General features: G+C 66.8%; 24 protein-coding genes. 18 read left to right on the forward strand and 6 right to left on the reverse strand.

The features are described from left to right. The 7 genes from AC1D1S_RS08465 to dnaE all read left to right on the forward strand — a co-directional run. Positions 1-643, forward strand: a 643-nt coding sequence (locus AC1D1S_RS08465) for a YggS family pyridoxal phosphate-dependent enzyme (protein ID WP_476994221.1), incomplete at its 5' end; no start/stop codon positions are given. An 87-nt stretch (positions 644-730) separates the two neighbouring features. Beyond that, positions 731-1,261, forward strand: coding sequence for a cell division protein SepF (locus AC1D1S_RS08470; RefSeq protein WP_026266243.1), 531 nt, complete (start codon positions 731-733; stop codon positions 1,259-1,261). A gap of 136 nt (positions 1,262-1,397) precedes the next feature. Then, positions 1,398-1,706, forward strand: coding sequence for a YggT family protein (locus AC1D1S_RS08475; RefSeq protein ID WP_028275875.1), 309 nt, complete (start codon positions 1,398-1,400; stop codon positions 1,704-1,706). 164 nt (positions 1,707-1,870) lie between these two features. Further along, positions 1,871-2,566 (forward strand): DivIVA domain-containing protein, encoded by a 696-nt coding sequence (locus tag AC1D1S_RS08480; RefSeq protein WP_028275874.1) that lies wholly within the window; start codon positions 1,871-1,873, stop codon positions 2,564-2,566. Between the two features lie 152 nt (positions 2,567-2,718). Next, entirely contained in the window at positions 2,719-3,297 is a 579-nt protein-coding gene (gene lspA / locus AC1D1S_RS08485) for a signal peptidase II (protein ID WP_476994222.1), read from the forward strand. A 25-nt stretch (positions 3,298-3,322) separates the two neighbouring features. Next, positions 3,323-4,291, forward strand: a complete 969-nt coding sequence (locus tag AC1D1S_RS08490; RefSeq protein ID WP_459385982.1) for an RluA family pseudouridine synthase — start codon at positions 3,323-3,325, stop codon at positions 4,289-4,291. Positions 4,292-4,409: 118 nt separating this feature from the next. After that, complete coding sequence (gene dnaE, locus AC1D1S_RS08495) at positions 4,410-7,967, forward strand: DNA polymerase III subunit alpha (RefSeq protein WP_476994223.1); 3,558 nt, start codon at positions 4,410-4,412, stop codon at positions 7,965-7,967. Positions 7,968-8,013: 46 nt separating this feature from the next. Here the strand turns inward: dnaE and AC1D1S_RS08500 are convergent, their stop codons facing one another. Beyond that, entirely contained in the window at positions 8,014-8,472 is a 459-nt protein-coding gene (locus AC1D1S_RS08500; protein ID WP_018772361.1) for a flavin reductase family protein, read from the reverse strand. Between the two features lie 195 nt (positions 8,473-8,667). Between AC1D1S_RS08500 and AC1D1S_RS08505 the strand changes: the two genes are divergently transcribed. From AC1D1S_RS08505 to nrdR, 3 genes are all read left to right on the forward strand, one after another. Then, positions 8,668-9,246 carry a hypothetical protein gene (locus tag AC1D1S_RS08505; protein WP_476994224.1) on the forward strand — a complete coding sequence of 193 codons (579 nt, stop codon included), beginning with the start codon at positions 8,668-8,670 and terminating at the stop codon, positions 9,244-9,246. A gap of 29 nt (positions 9,247-9,275) precedes the next feature. Next, complete coding sequence (gene hisD / locus AC1D1S_RS08510) at positions 9,276-10,628, forward strand: histidinol dehydrogenase (RefSeq protein ID WP_279294130.1); 1,353 nt, start codon at positions 9,276-9,278, stop codon at positions 10,626-10,628. A 103-nt stretch (positions 10,629-10,731) separates the two neighbouring features. Further along, positions 10,732-11,235 carry a transcriptional regulator NrdR gene (nrdR, locus tag AC1D1S_RS08515; protein WP_476994225.1) on the forward strand — a complete coding sequence of 168 codons (504 nt, stop codon included), beginning with the start codon at positions 10,732-10,734 and terminating at the stop codon, positions 11,233-11,235. Positions 11,236-11,432: 197 nt separating this feature from the next. On the opposite strand, the gene ppgK is transcribed toward nrdR, so the two are convergent. Further along, positions 11,433-12,236 (reverse strand): polyphosphate--glucose phosphotransferase, encoded by an 804-nt coding sequence (gene ppgK, locus AC1D1S_RS08520; RefSeq protein ID WP_223916650.1) that lies wholly within the window; start codon positions 12,234-12,236, stop codon positions 11,433-11,435. Positions 12,237-12,334: 98 nt separating this feature from the next. Beyond that, positions 12,335-13,213, reverse strand: coding sequence for a type I methionyl aminopeptidase (gene map / locus AC1D1S_RS08525; RefSeq protein WP_476994226.1), 879 nt, complete (start codon positions 13,211-13,213; stop codon positions 12,335-12,337). 103 nt (positions 13,214-13,316) lie between these two features. Between map and AC1D1S_RS08530 the strand changes: the two genes are divergently transcribed. Beyond that, complete coding sequence (locus tag AC1D1S_RS08530) at positions 13,317-13,481, forward strand: SPOR domain-containing protein (RefSeq protein WP_018772367.1); 165 nt, start codon at positions 13,317-13,319, stop codon at positions 13,479-13,481. A 144-nt stretch (positions 13,482-13,625) separates the two neighbouring features. Beyond that, the gene (locus AC1D1S_RS08535; protein ID WP_476994227.1) at positions 13,626-15,671 is read left to right on the forward strand and encodes a phage holin family protein; all 2,046 of its coding nucleotides are present in this window, start codon (positions 13,626-13,628) and stop codon (positions 15,669-15,671) included. Positions 15,672-15,722: 51 nt separating this feature from the next. On the opposite strand, the gene AC1D1S_RS08540 is transcribed toward AC1D1S_RS08535, so the two are convergent. The 3 genes from AC1D1S_RS08540 to panB form a co-directional block, all read right to left on the reverse strand. Further along, positions 15,723-16,481 (reverse strand): MBL fold metallo-hydrolase, encoded by a 759-nt coding sequence (locus AC1D1S_RS08540; RefSeq protein ID WP_476994228.1) that lies wholly within the window; start codon positions 16,479-16,481, stop codon positions 15,723-15,725. Between the two features lie 22 nt (positions 16,482-16,503). Continuing rightward, positions 16,504-16,893, reverse strand: coding sequence for an SHOCT domain-containing protein (locus tag AC1D1S_RS08545; RefSeq protein ID WP_028275861.1), 390 nt, complete (start codon positions 16,891-16,893; stop codon positions 16,504-16,506). Positions 16,894-17,098: 205 nt separating this feature from the next. Further along, positions 17,099-18,064, reverse strand: a complete 966-nt coding sequence (gene panB / locus AC1D1S_RS08550) for a 3-methyl-2-oxobutanoate hydroxymethyltransferase (RefSeq protein ID WP_243179484.1) — start codon at positions 18,062-18,064, stop codon at positions 17,099-17,101. Between the two features lie 262 nt (positions 18,065-18,326). Between panB and glnA the strand changes: the two genes are divergently transcribed. The 6 genes from glnA (at position 18,327) to AC1D1S_RS08580 (ending at position 24,704) form a co-directional block, all read left to right on the forward strand. Next, a complete protein-coding gene (glnA, locus tag AC1D1S_RS08555; protein ID WP_028275859.1) occupies positions 18,327-19,667 on the forward strand; it encodes a type I glutamate--ammonia ligase in 1,341 nt (446 codons plus the stop codon). Positions 19,668-19,676: 9 nt separating this feature from the next. Next, complete coding sequence (locus AC1D1S_RS08560; RefSeq protein ID WP_476994229.1) at positions 19,677-22,688, forward strand: bifunctional [glutamine synthetase] adenylyltransferase/[glutamine synthetase]-adenylyl-L-tyrosine phosphorylase; 3,012 nt, start codon at positions 19,677-19,679, stop codon at positions 22,686-22,688. A 72-nt stretch (positions 22,689-22,760) separates the two neighbouring features. Then, positions 22,761-23,177: a VOC family protein gene (locus AC1D1S_RS08565; RefSeq protein ID WP_026266248.1), complete on the forward strand. Its 417-nt coding sequence runs from the start codon at positions 22,761-22,763 to the stop codon at positions 23,175-23,177. A gap of 49 nt (positions 23,178-23,226) precedes the next feature. Further along, positions 23,227-23,742, forward strand: a complete 516-nt coding sequence (locus AC1D1S_RS08570) for a GNAT family N-acetyltransferase (protein WP_243179480.1) — start codon at positions 23,227-23,229, stop codon at positions 23,740-23,742. 70 nt (positions 23,743-23,812) lie between these two features. After that, entirely contained in the window at positions 23,813-24,460 is a 648-nt protein-coding gene (locus AC1D1S_RS08575; RefSeq protein ID WP_243179478.1) for an MBL fold metallo-hydrolase, read from the forward strand. Positions 24,461-24,503: 43 nt separating this feature from the next. Beyond that, positions 24,504-24,704, forward strand: coding sequence for an AsnC family protein (locus AC1D1S_RS08580; RefSeq protein ID WP_476994230.1), 201 nt, complete (start codon positions 24,504-24,506; stop codon positions 24,702-24,704). Positions 24,705-24,814: the final 110 nt, after the last annotated feature.

Here is a 24,814-nt window from a genome sequence, read left to right on the forward strand (position 1 = left end):
GGCGGCGCCGCCGCGCCTGATCGTCGTCACCAAGTTCCATCCGGCGCTGGACGTCCGGCGGCTGGCGTCGCTGGGGGTCACCGACGTCGGGGAGAACCGGGACCAGGAGGCCGCRGAAAAGGCGGCGCAGCTTCAGGACCTTGGCCTGAGCTGGCACTTCATCGGCCAGCTCCAAAGCAAGAAGGCCAAATCCGTGGTGAAGTACGCCGCAGCCGTGCACTCCGTGGACCGGGAAGCCGTGGCCTCGGCCCTGACCAAGGCGATGGCCGTCGAAGCCGACCGCACCGGCCGCCCGCCCCTGGACTGTTTCATCCAGGTCAGCCTGGCCGGGCAGGCCGGCGATGCAGCAGCGGCCCACCGCGGCGGCGCGGCGCCCGGCGAAGTCCCCGCGCTGGCCGAACAGGTCGCCGGTGCCGTCGGCCTGAGGCTCGCCGGCGTCATGGCCGTTGCCCCGCTCGGGGCGGACCCGGCGGCTGCCTTCGAAAAGCTGGCGGACATTTCCGGGCGCCTGGCCGAACAATTTCCGTACGCCACGGGAATATCCGCCGGCATGAGCCAGGACCTCGAAGAGGCCGTCCGCTTCGGGGCGACACACCTGCGCATTGGCTCCGATATTCTCGGTCCGCGTCCGGCCCTGCGGTAAGTTCGACATATTGGAAGGTAATGGCGGGGATTCCAAGGCTGTCTAGTCACTAAGCGGCCCGCTTACGGACAAGATTAGGAGTCGACCATGGCTGGCGCTCTGCGCAAGACAATGATCTATCTTGGGCTCGCCGACGGCGACGAACACTACGAGTCTGAGCACCCCACACCGCACAAGGATGAGGACGAATCCATGGAGCAGGACCGCGAGGAACGACGTGCTCCGGCGCCCGTCCGCGAGGTCCCCCGGGAAGAGCCCCACGCCGCTGAAGAGGAATATCGCGCACCTGTGACACCCATCAAGCGTGCGGCATCGAGCCGCGAAGAGACCACCGGACTCCGGCAAATCACGACCATCCATCCGCGGTCGTACAACGACGCCAAGCTCATCGGCGAAAGCTTCCGCGACGGCATCCCCGTCATCATGAACGTCACCGACATGGGCGAGGCTGACGCCAAGCGCCTCGTGGACTTCTCCGCCGGTCTTGTTTTCGGCCTCCGCGGCAGCATCGAACGGGTGACGAACAAGGTCTTCCTGCTCTCGCCGTCGTACATCGAGGTCATTGGCGACGACAAGAAGGTCAGCGAGACGCAGGCAAGTTTCTTCAACCAGAGCTAGGCCCGAATATTCGGTACTGATGCCAGGCGGGACACCTGCCTGGCATCCGTGCGGAATTATCCGTGTTGAAATAGAAGTGACACTTTCCTTAGGACACTTCGGTATCCGGAATGAACATGGAGATATGAGTTAGCTCATGGGAATTGTTTTGGGGCTCGTCTATATCGCTCTGTTGCTTTTTTTCGTGGCATTGATCATCCGCCTGGTCTACGACTGGGTGCAGATGTTTGCCCGAAGCTGGCGGCCGCGCGGTTTGGCACTCGTGACCGCCCATGCTGTGTATTCGGTCACGGACAAGCCCCTCAAACTGCTCCGCCGGCTCATCCCGCCGCTGCGGTTGGGCGGAATGTCGCTGGACATAGGCTTCCTGCTGCTGTTCGTGGCCGTGAGCGTGGCGATGTGGATCGTCAAGGGCCTGGTGTACGCCCAGCCGATCGCAGCATAGGCCGCAGCCGCAGCCGGGCAGCGACCTGCCCGGCCCCGGCCCAAACCGAAAGTAAACTCCGGTTTGACACTGCGGTGTTGAATTAGAGGAACCAGACCATATTTAGGTACCGTAGTTTGACGGCCGGAAGGCCTACTGACTAACTAGACCAACGAGGTGACCAGATGGCTTTGACGCCAGAAGACGTTGTCAACAAGCGCTTTCAGCCGACCAAGTTCCGCGAAGGCTACGACCAGGACGAGGTTGACGACTTCCTGGACGAGATCGTCGTCGAACTTCGGCGCCTGAACCAGGAGAACGACGAGCTGCGCAAGAAGCTCGCCGAATCCGGCGCCGGCACGCCTGCCAGCTCCGCAGCCGCCGCACCCGTGGTGGAAAAGGTCCCGGCACCCGTCAAGGCCGARAAGGAAGACACCGCCAAGGCCGAGGCCGAGGCCAAGGCAAAGGCGGCCGCAGAAGCCGCCAAGAAGAAGGAAGCCGAGCAGGCCGCCAAGGCCGCCCAGGTTGTCGAGCCGGCGCGCAGCGCCGCCACCCCGGCGTCGGAGTCCGCCGCCGGCCTGCTCGCCATGGCGCAGCAGATGCACGACAAGCACGTCGCCGACGGCGAGCAGCAGCGGGACAAGATCATCGCTGAAGCTCAGATCGAGGCCAGCAGCCTCGTCAACGATGCGCAGGAAAAGTCCCGCAAGATCCTCGGTGCCCTCGAGCAGCAGCGCTCCGTCCTGGAACGCAAGGTCGAGCAGCTTCGCGGCTTCGAGCGCGACTACCGCTCACGCCTGAAGGCCTACATCGAAGGCCAGCTCCGCGACCTGGACGCCCGCGGCTCCGTCGCGGCCCCCGAGGTTGGCGAAGCCAGCTAGGGCAAAAAGCAAGTATTCTGAAAGCCGGTGGCTGAGGATTCCTCGGCCGCCGGCTTTTCCCTTTTCCCGCAACGTGCCGGCACCGGCCCAGGTGCCCGGCACTTGCCGGTACCTGAACCCGGTCCCCGCACTGGCTCCCGATCGAAAGCCCTATGACTGACGCACCATCACCAGACGCCATGCAGCCTGTCGAGGCGGCACAGCCCGTGCGCGCCCGGCCGCGGCGGGCAAAGCTGTTTGTCCTTTTCGCTGCCTTCGCGGTCTTCGCCTACGTGTTCGACCAGCTCACCAAGCTCTGGGTCACGACCACCATGATCGAGGGTGAGCGGATCCCCGTGCTTCCCCCGCTGCTGCACTGGTTCTACATCCGCAACTCGGGGGCGGCGTTCTCGATCGGCGAGAACGTCACCTGGGTGTTCACGATCATCATGGCGGCCGTGTCTGTCGCGATCCTGCTGCAGCTGCGCAAGCTCGGTTCGCTCTGGTGGGCCCTGGCGCTGGGACTGCTGCTCGGCGGCGCACTCGGGAACCTGACGGACCGGCTGTTCCGCGAGCCGTCCTTCGCGATGGGCCATGTGGTGGACTTCATCCAGCTGCCAAACTTCGCGATCTTCAACATCGCCGACTCCGCCGTCGTCTCCGCCGTCGTGATCATCTGCCTGCTCACGCTCCGCGGAATCTCCCTGGACGGCTCGCGCCACACGAAGGATACGGTGGCTAACGATGTCTGACACTGCCTCAGGAAACGCCGCTGACATGGCGGCCGATACGGCCGCCGAAGCCGGCACCGCACCCGCCGGGCACCACCGCTTCACCGTCACGGAGGACCTCGCCGGTTCCCGCGTGGACGCCGGACTGGCCAGGCTGATGGACATCTCCCGCTCCCAGGCCGCAGTCCTGATCGCCGAAGGCAACGTCACCAGCAACGCAGGGAAGGTCGGAAAGTCCCTCAAACTCACCCTGGGCACAGTGCTCGAGGTCGTGGTGCCGGACCGCAGGGACCCCCTGGAAATCGTGGAGGAAGTAGTGGACGACCTGTTGATCCTGTTGGACGATGACGAATTTGTGGTCATCGACAAACCGGTCGGTGTGGCCGCGCACCCTTCGCCCGGCTGGGTGGGACCCACGGTGGTGGGAGGCCTCGCCGGGCTCGGCTACCGGATTTCGACGTCGGGCGCCCCGGAGCGCGCCGGCATCGTCCACCGGCTCGATGTCGGCACGTCCGGTGTCATGGTGGTGGCAAAGACCGAAAATGCCTACACCGTGCTCAAGCGGGCCTTCAAGGAGCGCACCGTGGACAAGGTCTACCACGCCGTCGTCCAGGGCCTTCCCGATCCGCTGGCGGGCACCATTGACGCGCCCATCGGCCGGCACCCGGGCCATGACTGGCGGTTTGCCGTGACCGAGGACGGCCGTGATTCGGTGACGCACTATGAGGTCCTGGAAGCTTTCGGGAAAGCCTCACTCGTGGAGGTGCACCTCGAGACGGGCCGCACCCACCAGATCCGCGTGCATTTCTCGGCCCTGCGCCACCCCTGCGCCGGTGACCTCACCTACGGTGCGGACCCGAGGCTGGCCGCCACCCTCGGCCTCACCCGGCAGTGGCTGCACGCCCGGGAACTGTCCTTCGACCACCCGCGGACAGGGGAGCGGGTTACCGTCGCCAGCGAGTACCCGCAGGACCTGCAGTACGCGCTGACGGTCCTGGAATCCGGAAACGCCTGAGCCGCACGGCACGGGCGGCCTGAATCCACGGGGTTCTGCCGGGCCGCCCGTTGACGCCGTTCGGTGCCCACCGCCGTGGCTGCACGCCGCCGTCGTGGCACGGCACTAGAATGGTGCGGTGACTTCCAGCAACGACTCGTTTGTCCATCTCCACAACCACACCGAGTACTCGATGCTGGACGGTGCCGCCCGGCTCGGTGAGCTGTTCGACGAAACCGAACGGCTCGGCATGCCGGCCCTCGCCACGACCGACCACGGCTACCTGTTCGGCGCCTTCGACTTCTGGAAGCGCGCAACAGACCAGGGCATCAGGCCCATCATCGGCGTCGAAGCCTATGTGACTCCCGGGACCGCCCGCACGGACAAGACCCGTGTGCGCTGGGGCGAGGAGCATCAGCGCAAGGACGACATTTCCGGCGGCGGCTCGTACACGCACATGACCCTGCTCAGCTACAACAACGTGGGCATGCGGAACCTTTTCCGGGCCTCCTCGATCGCCTCGCTGGACTCGGTCTTCGGCAAATGGCCCCGGCTGGACCGCGAGCTGCTGAACACCTACTCGGAAGGGCTCATCGCCACCACCGGGTGCCCGTCCGGCGAGGTCCAGACCCGGCTGCGGCTCGGCCAGTACCGCGAAGCCGTGGAGGCCGCGGCGGAGTTCCGCGACATCTTCGGGGCCGAGAACTACTTCTGTGAGCTCATGGACCACGGCCTGGACATCGAGCGGCGCGTCACCGGTGACCTGCTGCGCCTGGCCAAGGACCTGAATCTGCCGCTGGTGGCCACCAACGACCTGCACTACACGCACGAGCACGACGCCAAGGCGCACGAGGCCCTCCTGGCCATCCAGTCCGGTTCCACCCTCCTGGAGCCGACCTACGACAACGGCGGCTCGCGCTTCGCCTTCTCCGGCAGCGGCTACTACCTGAAGTCACCGCAGGAAATGCGCGAACTGTTCCGCGACCACCCCGAGGCGTGCGACAACACGCTCCTGATCGCCGAACGCTGCGAAGTTTCCTTCAACACCGGCGCCAACTACATGCCCCGGTTCCCCTGCCCGGAGGGGGAGGACGAAACGTCCTGGCTGGTCAAGGAGGTCGACAAGGGACTCCGCTACCGCTACCCCCAGGGCATCCCGGACAAGGTCCKCAAGCAGGCCGACTATGAGCTCGAAGTCATCACCTCGATGGGCTTCCCCGGCTACTTCCTCGTCGTCGCCGACTTCATCAACTGGGCCAAGAACAACGGCATCCGGGTCGGTCCCGGGCGTGGCTCCGGTGCCGGCTCCATGGTGGCCTACGCCATGCGCATCACCGACCTGGACCCGCTGCACCACGGCCTGATCTTCGAGCGCTTCCTCAACCCGGACCGCGTCTCCATGCCTGACTTCGACGTGGACTTCGATGACCGGCGCCGCTCCGAAGTGATCGACTACGTCACGCGCAAATACGGCGACGAGCGCGTGGCGATGATCGTCACCTACGGCACCATCAAGACCAAGCAGGCCCTCAAGGACTCTTCGCGTGTGCTGGGCTACCCGTTCAGCATGGGCGAGCAGCTGACCAAGGCGCTGCCGCCGGCGGTCATGGCCAAGGACATCCCGCTGGCCGACATTCAGAACCCCCAGTCCAAGCGCTACAGCGAGGCCGGCGACTTCCGCCAGCTCATCAGCACTGACCCGGAGGCCGCCAAGGTCTTCGAGACGGCGCTGGGCATCGAGGGCCTGAAGCGGCAATGKGGCGTGCACGCCGCCGGCGTCATCATGTCCTCGGACCCCATCATCGACGTGATCCCGATCATGCGCCGCTTCCAGGACGGCCAGGTCATCACCCAGTTCGACTACCCGACGTCCGAAGGCCTCGGCCTGATCAAGATGGACTTCCTCGGGCTGCGAAACCTGACGATCATTTCCGATGCCCTGGAAAACATCAAAATGAACCGCGGCATCGACCTCGACCTTGAAACCCTTGAGCTCGATGACGTGGCGTCCTACGAGCTGCTGGCCCGCGGAGACACGCTGGGCGTCTTCCAGCTCGACGGCGGCCCCATGCGGTCCCTGCTCAAGCTGATGAAGCCTGACAACTTCGAAGACATCTCCGCCGTACTGGCCCTCTACCGGCCCGGACCCATGGGTGCCAACGCGCACACCGACTACGCGCTGCGCAAGAACAAGATCCAGGAAGTCATCCCGATCCACCCGGAGCTCGAGGAACCGCTGTCCGAAATCCTCGGCGGGACCTACGGGCTGATCGTGTACCAGGAGCAGGTCATGGCCGTGGCGCAGAAGCTCGCCGGCTACACCCTGGGCCAGGCCGATATCCTGCGCCGCGCCATGGGCAAGAAGAAGAAATCTGAGCTGGACAAGCAGTTCGCCGGCTTCTCCCAGGGCATGCAGGACAACGGCTATTCCATGGCCGCGGTCAAGACCCTCTGGGACATCCTGCTGCCGTTCTCCGACTACGCCTTCAACAAGGCGCACTCGGCCGCCTACGGCGTGATCTCTTACTGGACCGCGTACCTGAAGGCGCACTACGCGCCGGAGTACATGGCTGCCCTGCTGACCTCGGTGGGCGATGACAAGGACAAGTCGGCGATCTACCTCAACGAATGCCGGCGGATGGGCATCACGGTGCTGCCGCCCGACGTCAACGAGTCAGCCCTCAACTTCACCCCGGTGGGCACCGACATCCGCTTCGGCATGGGCGCCATCCGCAACGTCGGCGTGAACGCCGTCGAAGCCATGGTGGCGGCGCGCGAAAAGGAAGGCGCCTACATCTCCTTCAAGGACTACCTCCTGAAGGTCCCGGCAGTGGTCTGCAACAAGCGCACCATCGAATCCCTGATCAAGGCTGGCGCCTTCGACTCGCTCGGTCACCCCCGGCGGGCCCTGGCTATGATCCATGAAGAAGCGATCGACTCCGTCATCACCCTCAAGCGCAACGAGGCGATCGGCCAGTTCGACCTCTTCGCCGGCTTTGAGGACCAGGAGCCCGAGGCGTCGCTCAGTACGGAGATCCCGGACCTGCCGGAATGGGAGAAGAAGGACAAACTGGCGTTCGAGCGCGACATGCTCGGCCTTTACGTCTCCGACCACCCGCTGCAGGGACTGGAAGGGCTCCTGAGCCAGCACGCCGACCGGTCGATCACCTCGATCATCGCCGAAGACGGCCCGCCGGACGGCTCGATCGTGACCATCGCCGGCATGATCACCTCGCTCAGCCGACGGATCGCCAAGGCCAGCGGCAACGCCTACGCCCGGGCCGAAATCGAGGACCTCGCCGGTTCCATGGAGGTCATGTTCTTCGGCCAGGTCTATGGCCCCATCGCCTCGGTGCTCGCGGAGGACCTGATCGTGGTGGTCAAGGGCCGGCTGCAGCGGCGTGACGACGGCGCCGTCACCTTGAACTGCATGGAACTCTCCGTGCCGGACCTCAGCGACAGCCAGAACGGGCCAGTGGTGATCACCATGGCCACGCACAAGGCCACCGAGGCCGTGGTCACTGAGCTGGGCGACGTGCTGCGCACGCACCGCGGAAATTCGGAGGTCCGCCTGCACCTGCAGGGCGACACCCGGGTGGAGGTCATGGGCCTGCCGGTGCACCTGCGCGTCAACCCGAGCCCGTCACTGTTCGGCGACTTGAAGGTGCTGCTCGGCCCGACGTGCCTGGATAACTAGGACGGACCACCAGCCCCGGGCACTGGAACGGCCGGCCGGCCGGAGGCTAGATCTCGTAGTCGAGCGGAACGGGCTGGCTGTAGGCACCGGAGTGGTAGAGCAGGGGAACACCGTCGTCGCCGACCTGGCCCTCCACCACCTCGACCACCACGACCGCGTTGTTCTCGAAGGAGAGCCGCATCTGGACCTTGCCGATCAGCCAGCCGCTGACTCCCTTGAGCACGGGCACCTCGTGGGGTCCGAGCTCCCAGTGGTCGCCGTCGAACCGGTTGCCGGCCCGGGCGAAACGGTCGGCGAGCTCCTGGTTTTCCAGCCCGAGCATGTGCACGCCAATGTAGGTCGTGTTCGCCACGGCCGGCCACGAGCTGGAGGTCCTGGCCATGTTGAACGTAAAGCGCGGCGGCTTGGCGGACAGAGAGGCCACTGAGGTCGCCGTGAATCCGAACGGGACGCCGTTGTGGTTGGCCGTGATGATGGCCACGCCCGCCGCGTGCCGGCGGAACATTTCCCTGAATGTTCCCTCGAAACTACCTTCATCTGTGGCCACTGCGATCCAACTCCCTGCTGCACGTGCGTGTCGTACTTCTACTCTGCCAGCGTATTGCGCAAGGGAATCGAGTGCGGCATTTTCTTTACGTCTCCCGTCATGTGCTGCCGGCCGGCGTCATGCGCCGGGGGAATCCTTGTTACGGTTTGTTGCATGACACAGTCCGCAGTAGACGGCCCCGTCCACCACGCCGGGGAACCCGCACAGCCCGGGCGGCGTCCCGAGGGGCAGCCCGGGTCCGGGGGGACATGGCGGAAGGCCGCGGTCATCGCGGCCGCCGGCATCCCGGTGGGGCTGCTTTGGTGGCTTCTGGCGCCGTCGGGCCTGAATCTCCTGACCGGAAACCCGGATCTCGCCGCCGGCACCAACACCGCCACCTGGCTGCCCCGGGACCTTGTGCTGGCGGGGCTGTGCCTGCTCACAGGGTGCATTGCCGGGTCGTTCGTCGCCGGCAACAAGCACCAGCAGCCCGGCCCCGGCACCGTTGTCCTCGTGGTCCTCGCCGGCGCTGCCGGTGCGCTCATCGCGTGGGGAACCGGTGTGCTCAGCGCCCAATGGTGGGGAGCGCCGGCGGATACTTCGGCCAGCGCCAGCGTCGCCTTCTCCCTGCGCTCCTATGCGGTCCTCGCCATCTGGCCGGCAGCGATCGCCCTGGCCATCTTCCTGAACAGCCTCTTCCCGGGCAACGGCGGCAAACCCCGCCGCCGCGGGGCACGTAAAATGATCGGGTGAGCCTAACTCCTGACAGCCCCGTGACCCCGATGACCGCCGCCCTTAACTTCCGCACGGTGGACGTGCGCGGTGCGCACCTGTCTCTCGCCGGACTCCGCGCCGCCGTGCCCCGGGCACAGTCCGGGACGATGGCCGACGCCGAGGGCAAGGTCCTGGATATCATCTCCGCCGTCCGCGCGCGGGGCTTCGGCGCACTGCGGGAGCTGGCACTGGCTTTCGACGGCGTCGAGCAGACGCATCCCCGCGTCCCGGCCGAGGCGCTGCGTGCAGCCCTCGAGAACCTGGATCCCGCCGTCCGCGCGGCCCTGGAGGAGTCCATCAAGCGGGCCCGCGCCTTCGCCGACGCCCAGCGCCCGGCGAACATCGACGTCGAACTCGGAGAGGGCGCCGTCGTCAGCCAGAACTGGGTGCCGGTGGCGCGCGTGGGGCTCTATGTCCCCGGCGGCCTGGCCGTCTACCCGTCCTCGGTGATCATGAACGTGGTCCCGGCCCTGGCCGCCGGCGTCGAATCGATCGCCCTGGCTTCGCCGCCGCAAAAGAACTTCGGCGGCCTCCCGCACCCCACGATCCTGGCTGCGGCCTGCCTGCTGGGCATCGAGGAGGTCTACGCGATCGGCGGGGCGCAGGCCATTGCGGCCTTCGCCTACGGCATCCCGGCCGACGCGTCCGACGGCGGCCACCTCCCCGGGATCGACCCCGTGGATGTCGTCACCGGTCCGGGCAATATCTTCGTGGCCACCGCCAAGCGCCTGGTCAAAGGCGTTGTCGGGATCGATTCCGAGGCCGGCACCACGGAGATCGCTATCCTCGCGGACGCCACCGCCAGTCCGGCGCTCGTGGCCGCGGACCTTATCAGCCAGGCCGAGCACGACCCCAAGGCTGCATCGGTGCTGTTCACCGACTCCGAGGCCCTCGCCGCCGAGGTCCGCGTGGAGCTTGAGCGGCAGGCCGCTGCCACCAAGCACTCCAGCCGCGTCCGCGAGGCACTCTCGGGCCCGCAGTCCGGGGTGGTGCTGGTCGAGGACCTGGAGCAGGGCATCGCCGCCTGCGACGCTTACGCCGCGGAACACCTTGAAATCATGACCGCCGACGCCGCCCGGGTGGCCGGCCGGATCCGCAGCGCCGGTGCGATCTTCGTGGGGGACTACAGCCCCGTGAGCCTGGGGGACTATTGCGCCGGCTCCAACCACGTGCTGCCCACCAGCGGCACCGCGGCCTTCTCCTCCGGACTGAACGTGACCACGTTCCTGCGCGCCATCCAGGTCATCAACTACACCCGCTCCGCGTTGGAGCAGGTCAGCGGCCACATCGTCAGCCTCTCCGGCGCGGAGGACCTGCCGGCGCACGGCGAGGCCGTCACGGTGCGGTTCGCCGCCCGGTAGTTCAGGACCCAGACCACTACATGTAGTAATTACAGGCTTGTTATTCAGCTACATCTAGTCGTAAACTGAGGTCACAGCGGATTGCGACAGGGGAGGAACCGACATGTATTGCCCGTTCTGCCGGAACCCTGATTCGCGCGTCGTGGACAGCCGGATCGCCGACGACGGCTCCGMCATCCGGCGCCGCCGGCAGTGCCCCGAATGCGGCCGCCGGTTCACCACCGTGGAAACCACAAGCCTGACCGTCATCAAGCGCTCCGGGGTCGGCGAGCCGTTCAGCCGCAGCAAGGTCATCAACGGCGTGCGCAAGGCCTGCCAGGGCCGCCCGGTCACCGAAGACGACCTCGCCCTGCTGGCGCAGGAAGTCGAGGAGGCGATCCGGGGCTCCGGCGCCGCCGAAATCGAGGCACACGAAGTCGGGCTGGCGATCCTGGAGCCGCTGCAGCGTCTCGACGAGGTCGCCTACCTGCGGTTCGCCAGCGTCTACCAGGCCTTCGAATCCCTCGAGGACTTCGAATCGGCGATTTCCCTGCTTCGCCATGAGGCAGAGACCAAGGGCCGGGACGGCACGAGCCCGGACAAGCGGCCGCTGCAGGCGCCGTCGTAAATGTCCTGATTGTCCTGGCGAATGTGTCCCAGGATCCACCACAGACTCCGGTGGTGGCAGCGGAGGGGAAGCCGCAGCCACCACCGGCTCCACCTCACCGCTCYACAAAGAAATTGAGCTATCACTCCGGGTCGTTCCCAGCGTTCAGAACGGCCCGGAGTGATAGCTCAATTGGCTTTAATCCCGCGAGGGGCGCTTTATTTGGCCAGCTTGTGCTTGAGGGCAATCTCGATGGCCGCGCCCACGATCCCGGCGTCGTTCTTCAGCTCGGCCGGGACGATCGGCGTGCGCAGCTTCATGTGCGGCAGGTACTCGTCTGCACGCTTGGAGATGCCGCCGCCCACAATGAAGAGCTCGGGGGAGAACAGGAATTCCACGTGGGAGAAGTAGCGCTGCAGCAGGACGCTGTACTGTTCCCAGCTGAGGCCCTCGCGCTCACGGGCCACGGCTGAGGCCTTGGTCTCGGCGTCGAAGCCGTCGATCTCAAGGTGGCCGAGTTCGGCGTTGGGAACCAGCTTCCCGTCGAAAATGAACGCCGAGCCGATGCCGGTGCCAAGGGTGATCACCAGCACGGTGCCGGCGACTCCCTCGCCGGCACCGAAGCGGGCTTCGGCGAGTCCGGCGGCGTCTGCGTCGTTGATGACCTCCACCGGGCGGCCGAGACGCGCCGTGAGCATGGCATCGATGTCGGCTTCCAGCCACGACTTGTCCACATTCGCGGCCGAATGGACCACACCGTGCTGGATGATGCCGGGGAAGGTCACTCCCACGGGGCTGCTGGCGTCGGGGGCATCGGAGCGGGCAGAGAGCTCGGCGACAACCTGCGCGACGACTTCGGCCACGGACTCAGGGGTGGAGGGCTGCGGCGTCGGGAAGCGCACCCGGTCGCCGATTAGCTTCCCCTTCTTCAGGTCCACGATCCCGCCCTTGATTCCGGTCCCACCGATGTCAATGCCGATCAGGGGGGCGTTCTTCTTCGACTTTTCGTCCTTCTTGGCCAATGTCGTTCCGTTCGTGGCAGGGGCGGGCTGTAGTGACCGGGCAGGGCCGGTGGTGAAAGAGCGGGGTGGTTCCGGGAACTAGCGTGTGGAGYGGGCGGTCAGGGCAGCGTGAGGACCTCGGCACCGGACTCCGTCACGAGCAGGGTGTGCTCGAACTGGGCGGTGCGCTTGCGGTCGCGGGTCACGACGGTCCAGTCATCGGCCCACATGTCCCAGTCAACGGTGCCCAGGGTCAGCATTGGCTCGATCGTGAACACCATACCGGTTTCCATGGTGGTGTTGTATGCCGGGGCCGCGTCATAGTGCGGAATGATCAGCCCGGTGTGGAAGGCTTCGCCAACTCCGTGCCCGGTAAAGTCGCGGACCACGCCGTAGCCGAAGCGCTTTGCGTAGGACTCGATGGTCCGGCCGATCACGTTGATTTCGCGTCCGGGAGCCACGGCCCGGATGGCGCGGTTCAGCGATTCCCGGGTGCGCTCGACGAGGAGGCGGGATTCCTCGTCGACGTCGCCGACCAGGAAGGTGTAGTTGGTGTCGCCATGGACGCCGCCGCTGAAGGCCGTGATGTCGATGTTGAGGATGTCGCCGTCCCGGACCACCGTGCTGTCCGGGATGCCGTGGCAGATGACCTCGTTGAGGGACGAACACAGGGACTTCGGAAAGCCCCGGTATCCGAGGGTGGAGGGGTAAGCGTTGTGGTCCAGCAGGAACTCATGGCCCACCCGGTCCAGCTGGTCGGTGGTGACGCCGGGTTCGACGTGCCTGCCGACCTCCACGATGGCCTGGGCGGCGATTTTGGAGGCGATCCGGATCTTCTCGATGGTCTCCGCCGACTTGACCTCGGACCCCGTGAACTTCGCAGGAGCCGGCTTGCCCACATATTCCGGACGCGGGATGGACGGCGGCACGGGAAGCTGCGGGCTCACTGTCCCCGGGACCAGCGTGCCGATGGGTGCAGTTGAGGCTAGAGAAGGCATAGATTGATCATATAAGTAGCCGGGCTCGCCCCGGAAAATGCAGCCCGGAAAACACACCCCGGAAAACACGCCCGGACACGCTCCGGGCCATGAAGGAGCCCCGATGCCCGAATACTGGTACAACGTCAACACCCACGAGATCGAGGAAGACGCGATGTCCGACTGGAGCCAGCTGATCGGACCGTACAAGACCCGTGAGGAAGCCGAACACGCGTTGGAAAAGGTCAAGGCGCGCAATGAGGCTTGGGACAAGGACGAGGACGACTAGCCCGTACGGGCCTGCTGCGCCCGCGGGAACGTCCCCCGGCGATCGCGGGCACGACACCGCACAGGCTGACTGATTTTCCCCAGCCCCTGATTCTCACCCTGTGAGGGTGGGTGCGAGCCGGTTGCCGACAGCCATACTGGGAAAATGCCGACGCGCGTTGCCCGCACCCGCGGCGCCCGAATCTCAGACCTCGCCAGGCTGGCCCTCGCCTGGGCTGCCTCGACTGTTGCCCTCATCATCACCGGCGCCCTGCTGCCAGGGTTCTCTGCGGCCAGCTGGTGGTCATACGCCGCCGTGGCGGCGGCAGCCGGCCTCGTCGGCCTGGTCCTGCGCCCCGTGCTGGTGGAGATCTCGGCCAGGGTGGGCTGGGTAGCAGTGCTTCTCACCGCCCTGGTGGGGCAGGCCCTGATCATGTACGTCGCCATCCGTCTGGTGCCCGGCATCGAGTCGACGCCGTTGACAGCCCTCGCCGCTACCTGGGTCAGTGCCGTCGTGGGCACGCTCATTTCGTGGGCCACCACAGCCGGAACCGATGACGGCCTCATCACCTCGCTGGCCGGACGGGCACGCCGGCAGGAAACGGTGACCGATCCGGAGGTTGACGGTGTCCTGTTCGTCCAACTCGACGGGGTGCCTTTCCCGGTGCTGCAGTGGGCAATCCAGTCCGGGGGAGTGCCCCATCTCCGCCGCTGGCTGGCCTCGGGAGATTACCAGTTCCGTGAATGGACTCCCCAGCTGCCTTGCACGACGCCGGCGAGCCAGATGGGCATTCTGCACGGCACGGTCGACGGGATCCCGGCCTTCCGGTGGTATGACCGTGAGCTCCAACGCGTCCTGGTGGCCAACCGTCCGGCAGACGCCCGGGTGATTGAGGACAGGCACAGCACCGGCCAGGGACTGCTCTGCGACGACGGCGTCTCCATCTCGAACCTGTTCACCGGTGACGCGCCCCGCTCGTTTTTGACGATGAGCCGGGTAGAGGTCCGGCGCGGCTCGACCCAAACCCGCCGGGCGTTCGCCTGGTTTTTTGCCACCCCGAACGGCTTCATGCGCAGCTTCACGCGGACCGTCGGCGAGATCTTCAAGGAGCGTTGGCAGGCCCGGAGACAGGTCAAACGTGACCTCAACCCGCGGGTGCGGCGGGACTGGACCTTCGCCCTGCTGCGGGCAGTCACCAACGGTCTGCTGCGGGACCTGAACACGGCGCTGGTGGCTGAGGAGCTGCGTCGCGGCACGAAGAGCATCTATGTCGACTACGTTGACTACGACGAGATTGCCCACCACGCAGGCATGTTCCGCCCCGAGTCGCTTGCAGCCCTGGATGGCTTGGACCGCACGCTCGGCGCCTTGGCCGAACTCGCCGGGTCCGCTCCCCGCCGCTACCGGCTGGTGGTGCTCTCGGACCACGGCCAGTCCCAGGGCACGCCGTTCGCGGACAGGTATGACCAGGCGCTTGGTGATCTGTGCGCGGAACTGATGCAGGAACACGTTCAGAACGTGGACGCGTCCGTCGAGGGAMTCGGGCGCGCGGACTCCATCGCCGGCGACGTTGCCACTGGCGGATTGTCCGGGAAGCTCGCCGGCCGCGCCGACAAGGTGCTGACCAAGGCACAAGAGACGCCGGCACAGCAGACTTCCGGCCCAGGCAGCGCGGAGGATCCGGTGGTCGTGTTGGGCTCGGGCAACCTGGGCCTGGTGTACCTGCGGGGTGACCGGCGCCTGAGTCTCCAAGCCCTCGAGCATCGGTGGCCTGCCCTGGTCCCTGGCCTGGCGGCCCATCCCGGCGTCGGGTTCGTGGCCGGCATCGATGAAGAGGGCGGGGCGTGGGCGATCGGAAGCGCCGGGCGCGTCAATATCACCAGCGGGGCGGTGGAGGGCACCGACCCGCTGGCCGGTTTCGGGCCGCATGCGGCGCGGGTGCTGAATCTCGCGCTGATGCACCCCGAGGCTCCGGACCTCTATGTCAACAGCGCGGTGGGTCCCGTGACCGGCGACGTTGCAGCGTTCGAAGGCCTCGTGGGATCCCACGGGGGTCTGGGGGGTTGGCAGGACCGCGCCGTGCTGATGGGCCCGGCCGATCTCATGGCGGGGCTGCCCGAGCGGATCGAGGGTGCCGGGGAACTCCACCAGGTGCTGGTGGCGATGCTTGAGTCCTGTGGCCAGCGCGCCACGACGGCGTCCCGCAGCTGAGCGACCACCTGGGGGATTTCCCCCGGGCGGGTCCAATCCGGGGCCAGGGGCTTACGAGGGCGCGACCCAGGACTGGCCGGGAGCGAGGACGACTGCCGTGCAGCCGGGAGCCTGTTCCGCCACGGCAGTGGCGAACCGGTGGCCGGGCCGCTCGAGCCAGCTCCGGGCAAAGTAGGTGACGAACGGAGGGTGCAGCGTCCCCCAGTGCACCGGCAGGGCGAACCGTGCGCCGCTCATCGCGACAGCCCGGGCGGCGGTTTCCGGAGTCAGGTGTCCCGCCGAGAGCCTCGGCCCCCACCCCCAGACCGGCACCAGGGCGACATCGATCGGCCCTCCAGCCATGGCGGGGAGCGCGGCCATCTCCGGGAACAAGCCCGTGTCACCCGCGATCCACACGATGCCCGATTGGCCGCGGACGAGTTGGCCATTGGCGTCGTTGGGTCGGTGCGGCATTGGCCGGCTGTGATGCTCGGCCGGCACCTGGCGAATCTGGACGCCGCTGCAGACTGGGGTCCAGCCGTCGCCCAAGGAAACTGTGTGCGCCAGCTTTCGGCGACGCAACCAGGCCACGTTCGCCGGCGCGCTCATCAGCGGTGCCCCGCGCAGCATGCGCAGGGAGCGCAACTCGGCGTGGTCGTGGTGCAGGTGGGAGAGGAGCACCGCGTCCGGTCGGTCCCACGAGACCGGGTCCGGACGCGGTGCCAGGCGTCGGAGCAACCCGGCATGGGAACGGAGCAGCGGATCGGTCASGATCCGAACCCCGTCGAGATCCAGAACCACCGTGGAGTGACCAAGCCAGGTGATTCTCATGTCGGGCGTGCCCGTTTTCGTGTCAGGCCAAGGCCTTTGCCTTGAGGGAATCAAACTCGGTCTGGTTGATGGCTCCGGAATCAAGCAGCGCCCTGGCATCGGCGATCTGGCCGGCCGGGCTGGCCGTCGAGCCTGCGGCCTGCTTGATGTACTCCTGCTGGGCAGCCTGCTGCTGGGCCAGCATCTTCATCTGACGATCGGTCATGCTCCGGCCCCGGGCGATCAGGTAGATGAGGGCGCCGAGCCAGGGAACGAAGATCAGCAGGATAACCCAGCCGGCCTTGGCCCAGCCGCTGAGCTCGTGGTCGCTGAACAAGTCCATCAGGCAGCGGAACCACACCATCAGCGCAGCGATCCAGATGAAGAACCAGAAACTCCAGAGCAGAACGTCCCAGAAGCTATTCGTGTCCATCGATACTCCTCGAATCGTGTCCGCCGCAGCCTGACCCTGCGCTTAGCGCATGAAACCGTCCGGGCCGGCGGAACATCTTGAGGTCCTAATGCAGACCTTATTGGTCAGCCTGCCCGCACCTGAGGCGCAACGCATCGCCCGTGAAGGATGAGGTCTTGCAAAAGAGTCCCCGGATCCGGAATGTCAGGGGCTCGCTGGAGCGGAACTAGAAGGAGTGTTCCGGGCCGGGGAACTGGCCTGAGCGCACGTCGTCGCCGTAGGCTTTTGCGGCGTCACTGAGCGACGTGCGGAGGTCGGCGTACTGTTTGACGAATTTCGCCATCTTTCCGCCGCGCAAACCGGCCATGTCCTGCCACACCAGAACCTGTCCGGTGGTGGCGCTCCCGGCCCCGATGCCGACCGTGGGGACGTCGACGGCGGCATCCACGGCGGCTGCCGTGGCGGCCGGGACCATTTCCATGAGCACGCTGAACGCGCCGGCGTCGGCCAGCGCGACGGCGTCGTCGATCAACCGCTGGGCGTCATCTCCGCGGCCCTGGACGCGGTAGCCGCCGAGGGAGTGTTCGCTCTGCGGGGTGAAACCGATGTGCGCCATGACGGGGATGCCGGCCTGGACCATGGCGCGGACGGTCTCGGCGTAGAACTTTCCGCCTTCGATCTTGACGGCGTGGGCCAGGCCCTCTTTCAGGAACCGGACTCCGGTGGCAACAGCCTGCTGGGTGGAGACCTCGTAGCTGCCGAACGGCAGGTCAGCGATCACCAGGGCCCGCCGTGCGGAGCGGGCGACGGCCCGGCACAGCGGAAGGAGCTCGTCCACCGTCACGGGAAGGCTGGTTTCGTTGCCGAAGACGTTGTTGGAGGCCGAATCGCCGACCAGGAGCACCTCGATGCCTGCCTGGTCAAAGATTTCTGCGGTGTACTGGTCATACGCAGTGAGCATGGCGAAGCGTTCACCGTTCACCTTGGCCGCCTGGAGATGATGCGTACGGATCCTGGCCGCCGGTTTCCGGGCCGCCTCCGCAGTCCCGCCGGTGCCGCCGTCGGCGGTCCCGCCTGTGCCACTGGCCGACGTGCCCGAAGAGGCGGCCGCTGAAGCCGCTGCCGGGCCGCTGCCGTAGGGGGCCGCAAGTTCTGCGGGCGTGCTGGAATCGGAGCTGTTACTTGAGGCCATGCCACGAGCGTAGTGCGAGACGAAGTGCCGCAGCTACCGCKGGTTGCCCCCGCCCGGCGTGAATCACGTCACACGGGCGGCCTGCGTGGCGGCACAATAGCCCCTCCCGCCGCGAATTCGTCCGGCTTTGTGTTAACGGTGTGTTACGCGGGGGTCCGGCTTCAGCAATCGGTGGCAATGCTTAGTAAAGTGAACCGTGAGCAGCCGCGGGGCCCATGAATGCCGGGCCTGGGGCGGATGGAAGAACCGGAAAGAGGCCAGTATGGACCGCCAGCAAGAGTTTGTCCTGCGGACGATCGAAGAGCGCGACGTGCGGTTTGTGCGCCTGTGGTTCACCGACGTCGTGGGATCACTCAAGTCCGTAGCCCTGGCCCCGGCCGAGGTGGAAGGCGCCTTCGAGGAAGGACTCGGATTCGACGGTTCCTCGATCGAGGGCCTGGCCCGCGTCTTCGAATCCGACATGCTGGCCCAGCCGGATCCGGCCACGTTCCAGATCCTGCCCTGGCGCGGCGAGACCGAGGCCACATCGCGGATGTTCTGCGACATCCTGACCCCCGACGGCGAACCTTCCGCCGCGGACCCGCGCAACGTCCTCAAGCGCACCCTGGCCAAGGCCGCGGACATGGGCTTCACCTGCTACACCCACCCCGAGATCGAGTTCTATCTGCTCAAGTCCCAGGAGCCGGGCCCGGACGGATCACCGATCCCCGTGGACGAGGGCGGCTACTTCGACCACGTCCCGGGCGGCGTTGCCCAGGACTTCCGCCGGACCGCCGTGACCATGCTCGAATCGGTGGGCATCTCGGTGGAATTCAGCCACCACGAGGCGGGCCCGGGCCAGAACGAAATCGACCTGCGCTACGCCGACGCCCTGCAGACCGCGGATAACATCATGACGTTCCGCACGGTCATCAAGGAAGTCGCGCTGCAGCAGGGCACCTATGCCACCTTCATGCCCAAGCCCTTCACCGCCCACCCGGGTTCGGGCATGCACACCCACTTTTCCCTCTTCGAAGGGGACACCAACGCCTTCTACGAGGCCGGTTCCGAGTTCCAGCTTTCCGAGACGGCGCGCCAGTTCATCGCCGGCATCCTCAAGCACGCCCCCGAATTCACGGCCGTGACCAACCAGTTCGTCAACTCCTACAAGCGGCTCTGGGGCGGGGGAGAGGCGCCGAGCTACCTGAGCTGGGGCCACAACAACCGCTCCGCCCTGGTCCGCGTCCCGCTGTACAAGCCCGGCAAGGGCCAGTCCGCGCGGATCGAATACCGTGGCATCGACTCCGCCGCCAACCCCTACCTGGCCTACGCCGTGCTGCTCGGTGCCGGCCTCAAGGGCATCGAGGAGGGCTACCAGCTCCCCGCGGCGGCCGAGGACGACATCTGGTCGCTGAGCTCGGCGGAACGCCGCGCCATGGGACACGACCCGCTGCCGGCCAGCCTGCACGACGCCATCCGGACCATGGAGGATTCCGAGCTCATGCCGCAGATCCTCGGCGAGCAGGTGTTCGAGCACTTCCTGCGCAACAAGCGTGCAGAATGGCAGGACTACCGCCTCCAGGTGACGCCCTACGAACTGCAGCGCAATCTCGGCATTCTGTAGGTTGCCCCGATGAGCCTGGCACGACGCCTCATTGCCGCCGGCTTCAGCGATCTCGACAAGGGCGAGCGGTTCCTGGCGGCCCGGGAACTGGAGGGACTCGACCAGGATGCCCTCTTTGCGGGGCTGCAGCTGGCGGCCAACCCGGACACGGCCCTGCAGTCCCTGGTCCGGCTGATCGAGAAGCACCCGGAGCTGCGCAAGCTTGCCGTCGCGGACCCGGAAAGCAGCGAACCGCTGTACCGGGTCCTGGGCGCCTCCGAGGCGCTGGGCGAGTTCCTCATCCGCCACCCCGAACACCTCGATGCCTTCGACGTGCGGGTCAGTCCGGAACCGATGCCCGCGGACGCCGTGGCCCTGCGGACGCGGCTGCTGCAGTCGGTGCGGGCCGATCCCAAGTCTGCCCGGCCGGTGGCGGCCCTCAGCGGTCAGGAAGCCTACGCGGCCCTGCGCACCGCCTACCGGCGCGGGCTCGTGGAGCTCGCCATCAAGGACCTGTGCGCGGCCGATCCGCTGGACTTCATGCCGGCCGCGGGTGCGGAACTGGCGGATCTCGCCGGCGCTGCGCTCGAGGCGGCCCTCGCCGTGTCCCGGGCCGAGGCGGCGGAGAAGTTCGACGCCGCGGAGGTGGCCGACGTCGGCCTCGCCGTGATCGGCATGGGCAAGTGCGGTGCCCGCGAACTGAACTACATTTCCGACGTCGACGTCATCTACGTGATCGAGTCCGGCGCGCTGGAAGAGACCCGGGCCACGACCATCGGCACCGTCCTCGCCTCCGGGATCTCGCGCGCGATCATGTCCACGAGCCGCGAACCCGGGCTGTGGGAAGTCGATGCGAACCTCCGGCCCGAGGGCAAGTCGGGGCCGCTGGTCCGGACCCTCGCCTCGCACGAGAGCTATTACGCGCGCTGGGCCGAGAGCTGGGAATTCCAGGCCCTCCTGAAGGCCCGGACCATCGCCGGCGACACCGTCCTGGGGGCCCGCTACGAGGCAGCCCTGACGCCCCTGATCTGGTCTTCGGCCGGCCGGGAGGGCTTTGTCGAATCCGTCCGCGCCATGCGCCGCCGCGTCACCGAGCACATTCCAGCCGATGAGGAACAGCGGCAGATCAAGCTGGGCCGCGGCGGGCTGCGCGACGTCGAATTCACCGTCCAGCTGCTGCAGCTCGTGCACGGCAAGTCGGATGAATCCTTGCGCTGCCGGGACACCACCTCGGCCATCGCCGCGCTCTCCGCCGGCGGGTATATCGGCCGCTCGGACGCCGCGGAGTTCGACCGCGACTACCGCTACCTGCGGCTGCTCGAACACCGGATCCAGCTGTTCCAGCTGCGCCGGACGCACCTTATGCCGGTGAACGAAGCGTCATTGCGCTCCCTCGCGAAGGCGGTGCTGGGACCTTTCTCCGCCGAGCGGCCCAAGCCGGACGCCCTGGTCGCCGCATGGCGAAAAACCAAGCGCTCCGTGCGGGAACTCCACGAACGAATCTTCTACCGCCCCCTGCTCAATACCGTCGCCACCCTGAGCAGCGAAGAGGCACGCCTGACCCCGGAAGCCGCCCAGGGCCGCCTCGCCGCCCTCGGTTACCTCGATCCCCCCGGCGCCATGCGGCACATCGAGGCCCTCACCGCCGGCGTGAGCCGGCGCGCCGCACTCCAGCGCCAGCTCCTGCCCATCCTGCTGGACTGGCTCGCCGACGGCGTGGACCCCGACGCCGGGCTGCTCGCCTTCCGGCGCGTCAGCGAGGCCCTCGGCACAACCCACTGGTACCTGGGCATGCTCCGGGATTCGACGGCCGCGGCCGAGCGGCTCTGCCACGTGCTCGCCAACTCCCGGCTGATCGCGGACCTGCTGGAGGTTTCGCCCGAATCAGTGGCGTGGCTGGGCACGGACAAGGAACTGGTGCCGCTGAGCTTCGAATCCCAATGGCTCGAAATCACCTCGAAGATGTCCCGGCACGCGGACCCGGAGAGCGCCATGCGGCTGATCCGGCTGATCCGGCGCCGGGAAATCCTCCGGGTCGCCATCGCGGACAGCGCCGGGCTGCTGGAGCAGGACCAGGTGGGGGAAGCCCTCGCCGACACGGACCGGGCCGCCGTGCTGGGGGCCCTCCGCGTGGCGGAGACGATCATCACCGCCGGGGAACCGCTGAAGACCCACGTGCTGGTGGTTGCGATGGGCCGTCAGGGCGGCCGGGAGATCGGCTACGGCTCGGACGCCGACGTCATGTATGTCCACCGCGGACTCCCCGGCGTGCCGGAAGAGGAGGCACAGGCTCAGGCCCTGCAGATCGTGGGCAAGCTCTCCAGCCTGCTGACCCAGCCGCTCAAACCGGCGATCCTGGCCGAGCGGGTACTCGCGGTGGACGCGGACCTGCGCCCCGAGGGCAAGAGCGGGCCCATGGTGCGGTCCCTGGAGTCCTATGCCGAGTACTACCGCCGGTGGTCCCTGGTCTGGGAGGCCCAGGCCTTGCTGCGGGCTCGCCCCATGGCCGGCGACGACGCCCTGGCCGAGGATTTCGTGGCGCTGATCGACACCATCCGGTACCCGGAGTCTTTGTCCGACCAGGACGTCCGGGAGGTGCGGCGGGTCAAGGCCAGGGTCGAGGCGGAGCGCCTGCCGCGMGGCGCCGATCCCGCCCGTCACCTGAAGCTTGGCCGGGGCGGGCTGAGTGACGTCGAGTGGCTGGCCCAGCTGCTCCAGCTCCGGCACGCCGGCCGGCACCCGGAGCTGCGGACCACGTCCACGGTGGACGCGCTCGAGGCGGCCGCGGCCCTGGACCTGATGGACGCGGGGGACACCGTTATCCTCCTGCGGGCCTGGCGGCTGGCGAGCCGGATCCGTTCGGCCAACGTCATCTGGACCGGCCGGCCCTCGGACCTGCTGCCCTCCTCCCGCCGCGACCTTGAGGCGGTAGCCCGCTGGTGCGGCTACGGACAAGGCAATGCCGCGGCGCTGGAGGAGGACTACCTGCGGTTGAGCCGGCGCGCCCGGGCGGTCTTCGAGCGGGTCTTCTACGGCCAATAGGGCCCGACGACGGCCTGCCGGCTGCTGACAGGGCCTACTGACACATGCTGCGGGCGGTGCTACCTTGGGCCAATGGCCAGGCAACTTTTTGTGAACCTTCCCGTCCGGAATCTGGATAAGACCGTTGAATTCTTCACGGCGCTGGGATTTTCCTTCAACCCCGACTTCACCGATGAGAACGCCACCTGCATGATCGTCAACGATGGCGCGTACGTGATGCTGCTCGTCGAGTCCTATTTCAAGACCTTCACTTCGAAGTCCGTCGCCGCTACGGCCGGCACCGCCGAAGTCATCATGTCCTTCTCGCTGGAGAGCCGCGAAGCCGTGGACGAGGTCATCCGTACCGCCCTGACCTCCGGGGGCACGGCATCGGAGGAGGCCCAGGACTACGGCTTCATGTACACGCACAGCTTCCAGGACCCGGACGGGCACCTCTGGGAAGTCTTCTGGATGGATCCGGCCGGACCGCCCAAGGACGCTGCGCTGTAGCCCCTTTCCTGGAGGCGGCGGGCGCCGCCGGCGCGGGTACGCTGTCTACATGTCTGGACATGTATGGCTGCTGCCTTTGAAGAATCTCGACGACGACGCCCGGGCCATCAAGCTTGGGGAGATCGCGCTGCTGGAGCTCGGCGCAGGGCAGCAGAAGTTCGTGGGGGACCCGCTGCGGATGATGCTGATCGGGCTCGAGGAAGAGTCCCGGCACCCGTTCGCCGTGGATGAGAACGGGGCCGCCGTGGGAGTCCTGACGCTCCAGGCTGGGGCGGCGACCCTCGCGGGCTGGCCAGAGGACCACACGGCCTGGCTTTTGCGGGGCTTCCTGATCGACCGGCGGCAGCAGGGCAAGGGCCTCGGCACCCTCGCCGCGGAGGCCGCTGTGCGGGAGGCCGCCAAACTGACGGCGGACCTCGGCAGCGGCCAGGCCGGCGTCGTACTCTCCGTCAACGAACTGAACCCCGGCGGCCAAGCCGCATACCGCAAGGCCGGATTCGAGGACCGCGGCCGCTACGAAGGCGGCGACGCCGGCCCGCAGCGCATCATGTACCGGGCATTCTGACCGAAAGCGCATCTTGACTGGGACGGTGTGTGCCTCAGTATTGAACCACGATCAGCCGCTGGAAAGGTGCATGATGGGTCACTCGCAGATGCAGGTAGAACCGGTCATCCAGGAGCTCCACATCCCCGCCGGGCTGGCAGGACCGGTTGAGTTGACCATGGACGTACGTTGTTTCCTTGTGCCGCACACCGGGGGATTGCTGTTGATCGATACGGGCCTCAAGGGCAGCGCGGATGCGATTGCGGCGGCCTTGGACCGTGTCGGGGCAGCATGGAGTGACATCACCGACGTCGTCCTCACCCATTGGCATCCGGACCACGTCGGCGGCCTCGGCGAAGTCGTGGAACGGAGCCCGTTGGCAGCGATCTGGACGGGCGCGGCGGACGTTTCCCAGATTCCTTCCGCGGTGCCGCTGCGCCCGCTCGTGGAACGTGACAGGATCCGCGATATTCAGATCGTGCAGACGCCTGGCCACACGGCAGGACACATCAGCTTGCTGCATGACGACGGACTGCTGTTCGTAGGGGACGCTGTGGGGACAGCCGGAGGTGTGATGCGACGGGCGCCGGAGCAGTTTACAGCGGACTCTGCGCGGGCCGAAGAGTCGCTTCTGAGACTGAGCTTGCTGGAGCCGGACAGGATGCTCTTTTCCCACGGACCGGAGATCCCCGATCCCGTAGGGGAATTACGCCGGCTTCTCGCCGTCAACGAGGGTTGACGCCTCTCCCTGCGTCAACTAACGTTGACGCAGGAGGTGCTTCATGCAGACATTGATAGGTTCCTTGGACGGCAAAGGGCCGGCCGAGGCGCTCTACGCCGTGGCGGAACTCCACAAAGAACTGGCACGCACGGAAACCGAAGTGGTGCTGCGTGCCCGGCAGGCCGGACTGTCATGGGAGGCCATTGCAGTGTGCCTTGGCGTCAGCAAGCAGGCCGTGCACAAGAAGTACGGAAAGCGCTGAGGTGCTGGAAAGCGCTGAACCAGAAGGCCGGTCACGGGATGATCCCGTGACCGGCCTTTTAATACTGGAATTGTTGCGGACGAACAGTGTCGGGCCGCTTTATCTAACTA

The organism is Arthrobacter sp. P1_A5 (genome assembly GCF_056406825.1).

Coding starts and splice junctions, on each gene's coding strand:
- AC1D1S_RS08470 (WP_026266243.1), top strand. CDS start 731: ATGGCTGGCGCTCTGCGCAAGACAATGATCTATCTTGGGCTCGCCGAC.
- AC1D1S_RS08475 (WP_028275875.1), top strand. CDS start 1,398: ATGGGAATTGTTTTGGGGCTCGTCTATATCGCTCTGTTGCTTTTTTTC.
- lspA (WP_476994222.1), top strand. CDS start 2,719: ATGACTGACGCACCATCACCAGACGCCATGCAGCCTGTCGAGGCGGCA.
- AC1D1S_RS08490 (WP_459385982.1), top strand. CDS start 3,323: ATGGCGGCCGATACGGCCGCCGAAGCCGGCACCGCACCCGCCGGGCAC.
- AC1D1S_RS08500 (WP_018772361.1), bottom strand. CDS start 8,472: ATGTTCCGCCGGCACGCGGCGGGCGTGGCCATCATCACGGCCAACCAC.
- AC1D1S_RS08505 (WP_476994224.1), top strand. CDS start 8,668: ATGACACAGTCCGCAGTAGACGGCCCCGTCCACCACGCCGGGGAACCC.
- hisD (WP_279294130.1), top strand. CDS start 9,276: ATGACCGCCGCCCTTAACTTCCGCACGGTGGACGTGCGCGGTGCGCAC.
- map (WP_476994226.1), bottom strand. CDS start 13,213: ATGCCTTCTCTAGCCTCAACTGCACCCATCGGCACGCTGGTCCCGGGG.
- AC1D1S_RS08530 (WP_018772367.1), top strand. CDS start 13,317: ATGCCCGAATACTGGTACAACGTCAACACCCACGAGATCGAGGAAGAC.
- AC1D1S_RS08545 (WP_028275861.1), bottom strand. CDS start 16,893: ATGGACACGAATAGCTTCTGGGACGTTCTGCTCTGGAGTTTCTGGTTC.
- panB (WP_243179484.1), bottom strand. CDS start 18,064: ATGGCCTCAAGTAACAGCTCCGATTCCAGCACGCCCGCAGAACTTGCG.
- glnA (WP_028275859.1), top strand. CDS start 18,327: ATGGACCGCCAGCAAGAGTTTGTCCTGCGGACGATCGAAGAGCGCGAC.
- AC1D1S_RS08565 (WP_026266248.1), top strand. CDS start 22,761: ATGGCCAGGCAACTTTTTGTGAACCTTCCCGTCCGGAATCTGGATAAG.
- AC1D1S_RS08570 (WP_243179480.1), top strand. CDS start 23,227: ATGTCTGGACATGTATGGCTGCTGCCTTTGAAGAATCTCGACGACGAC.
- AC1D1S_RS08575 (WP_243179478.1), top strand. CDS start 23,813: ATGATGGGTCACTCGCAGATGCAGGTAGAACCGGTCATCCAGGAGCTC.
- AC1D1S_RS08580 (WP_476994230.1), top strand. CDS start 24,504: ATGCAGACATTGATAGGTTCCTTGGACGGCAAAGGGCCGGCCGAGGCG.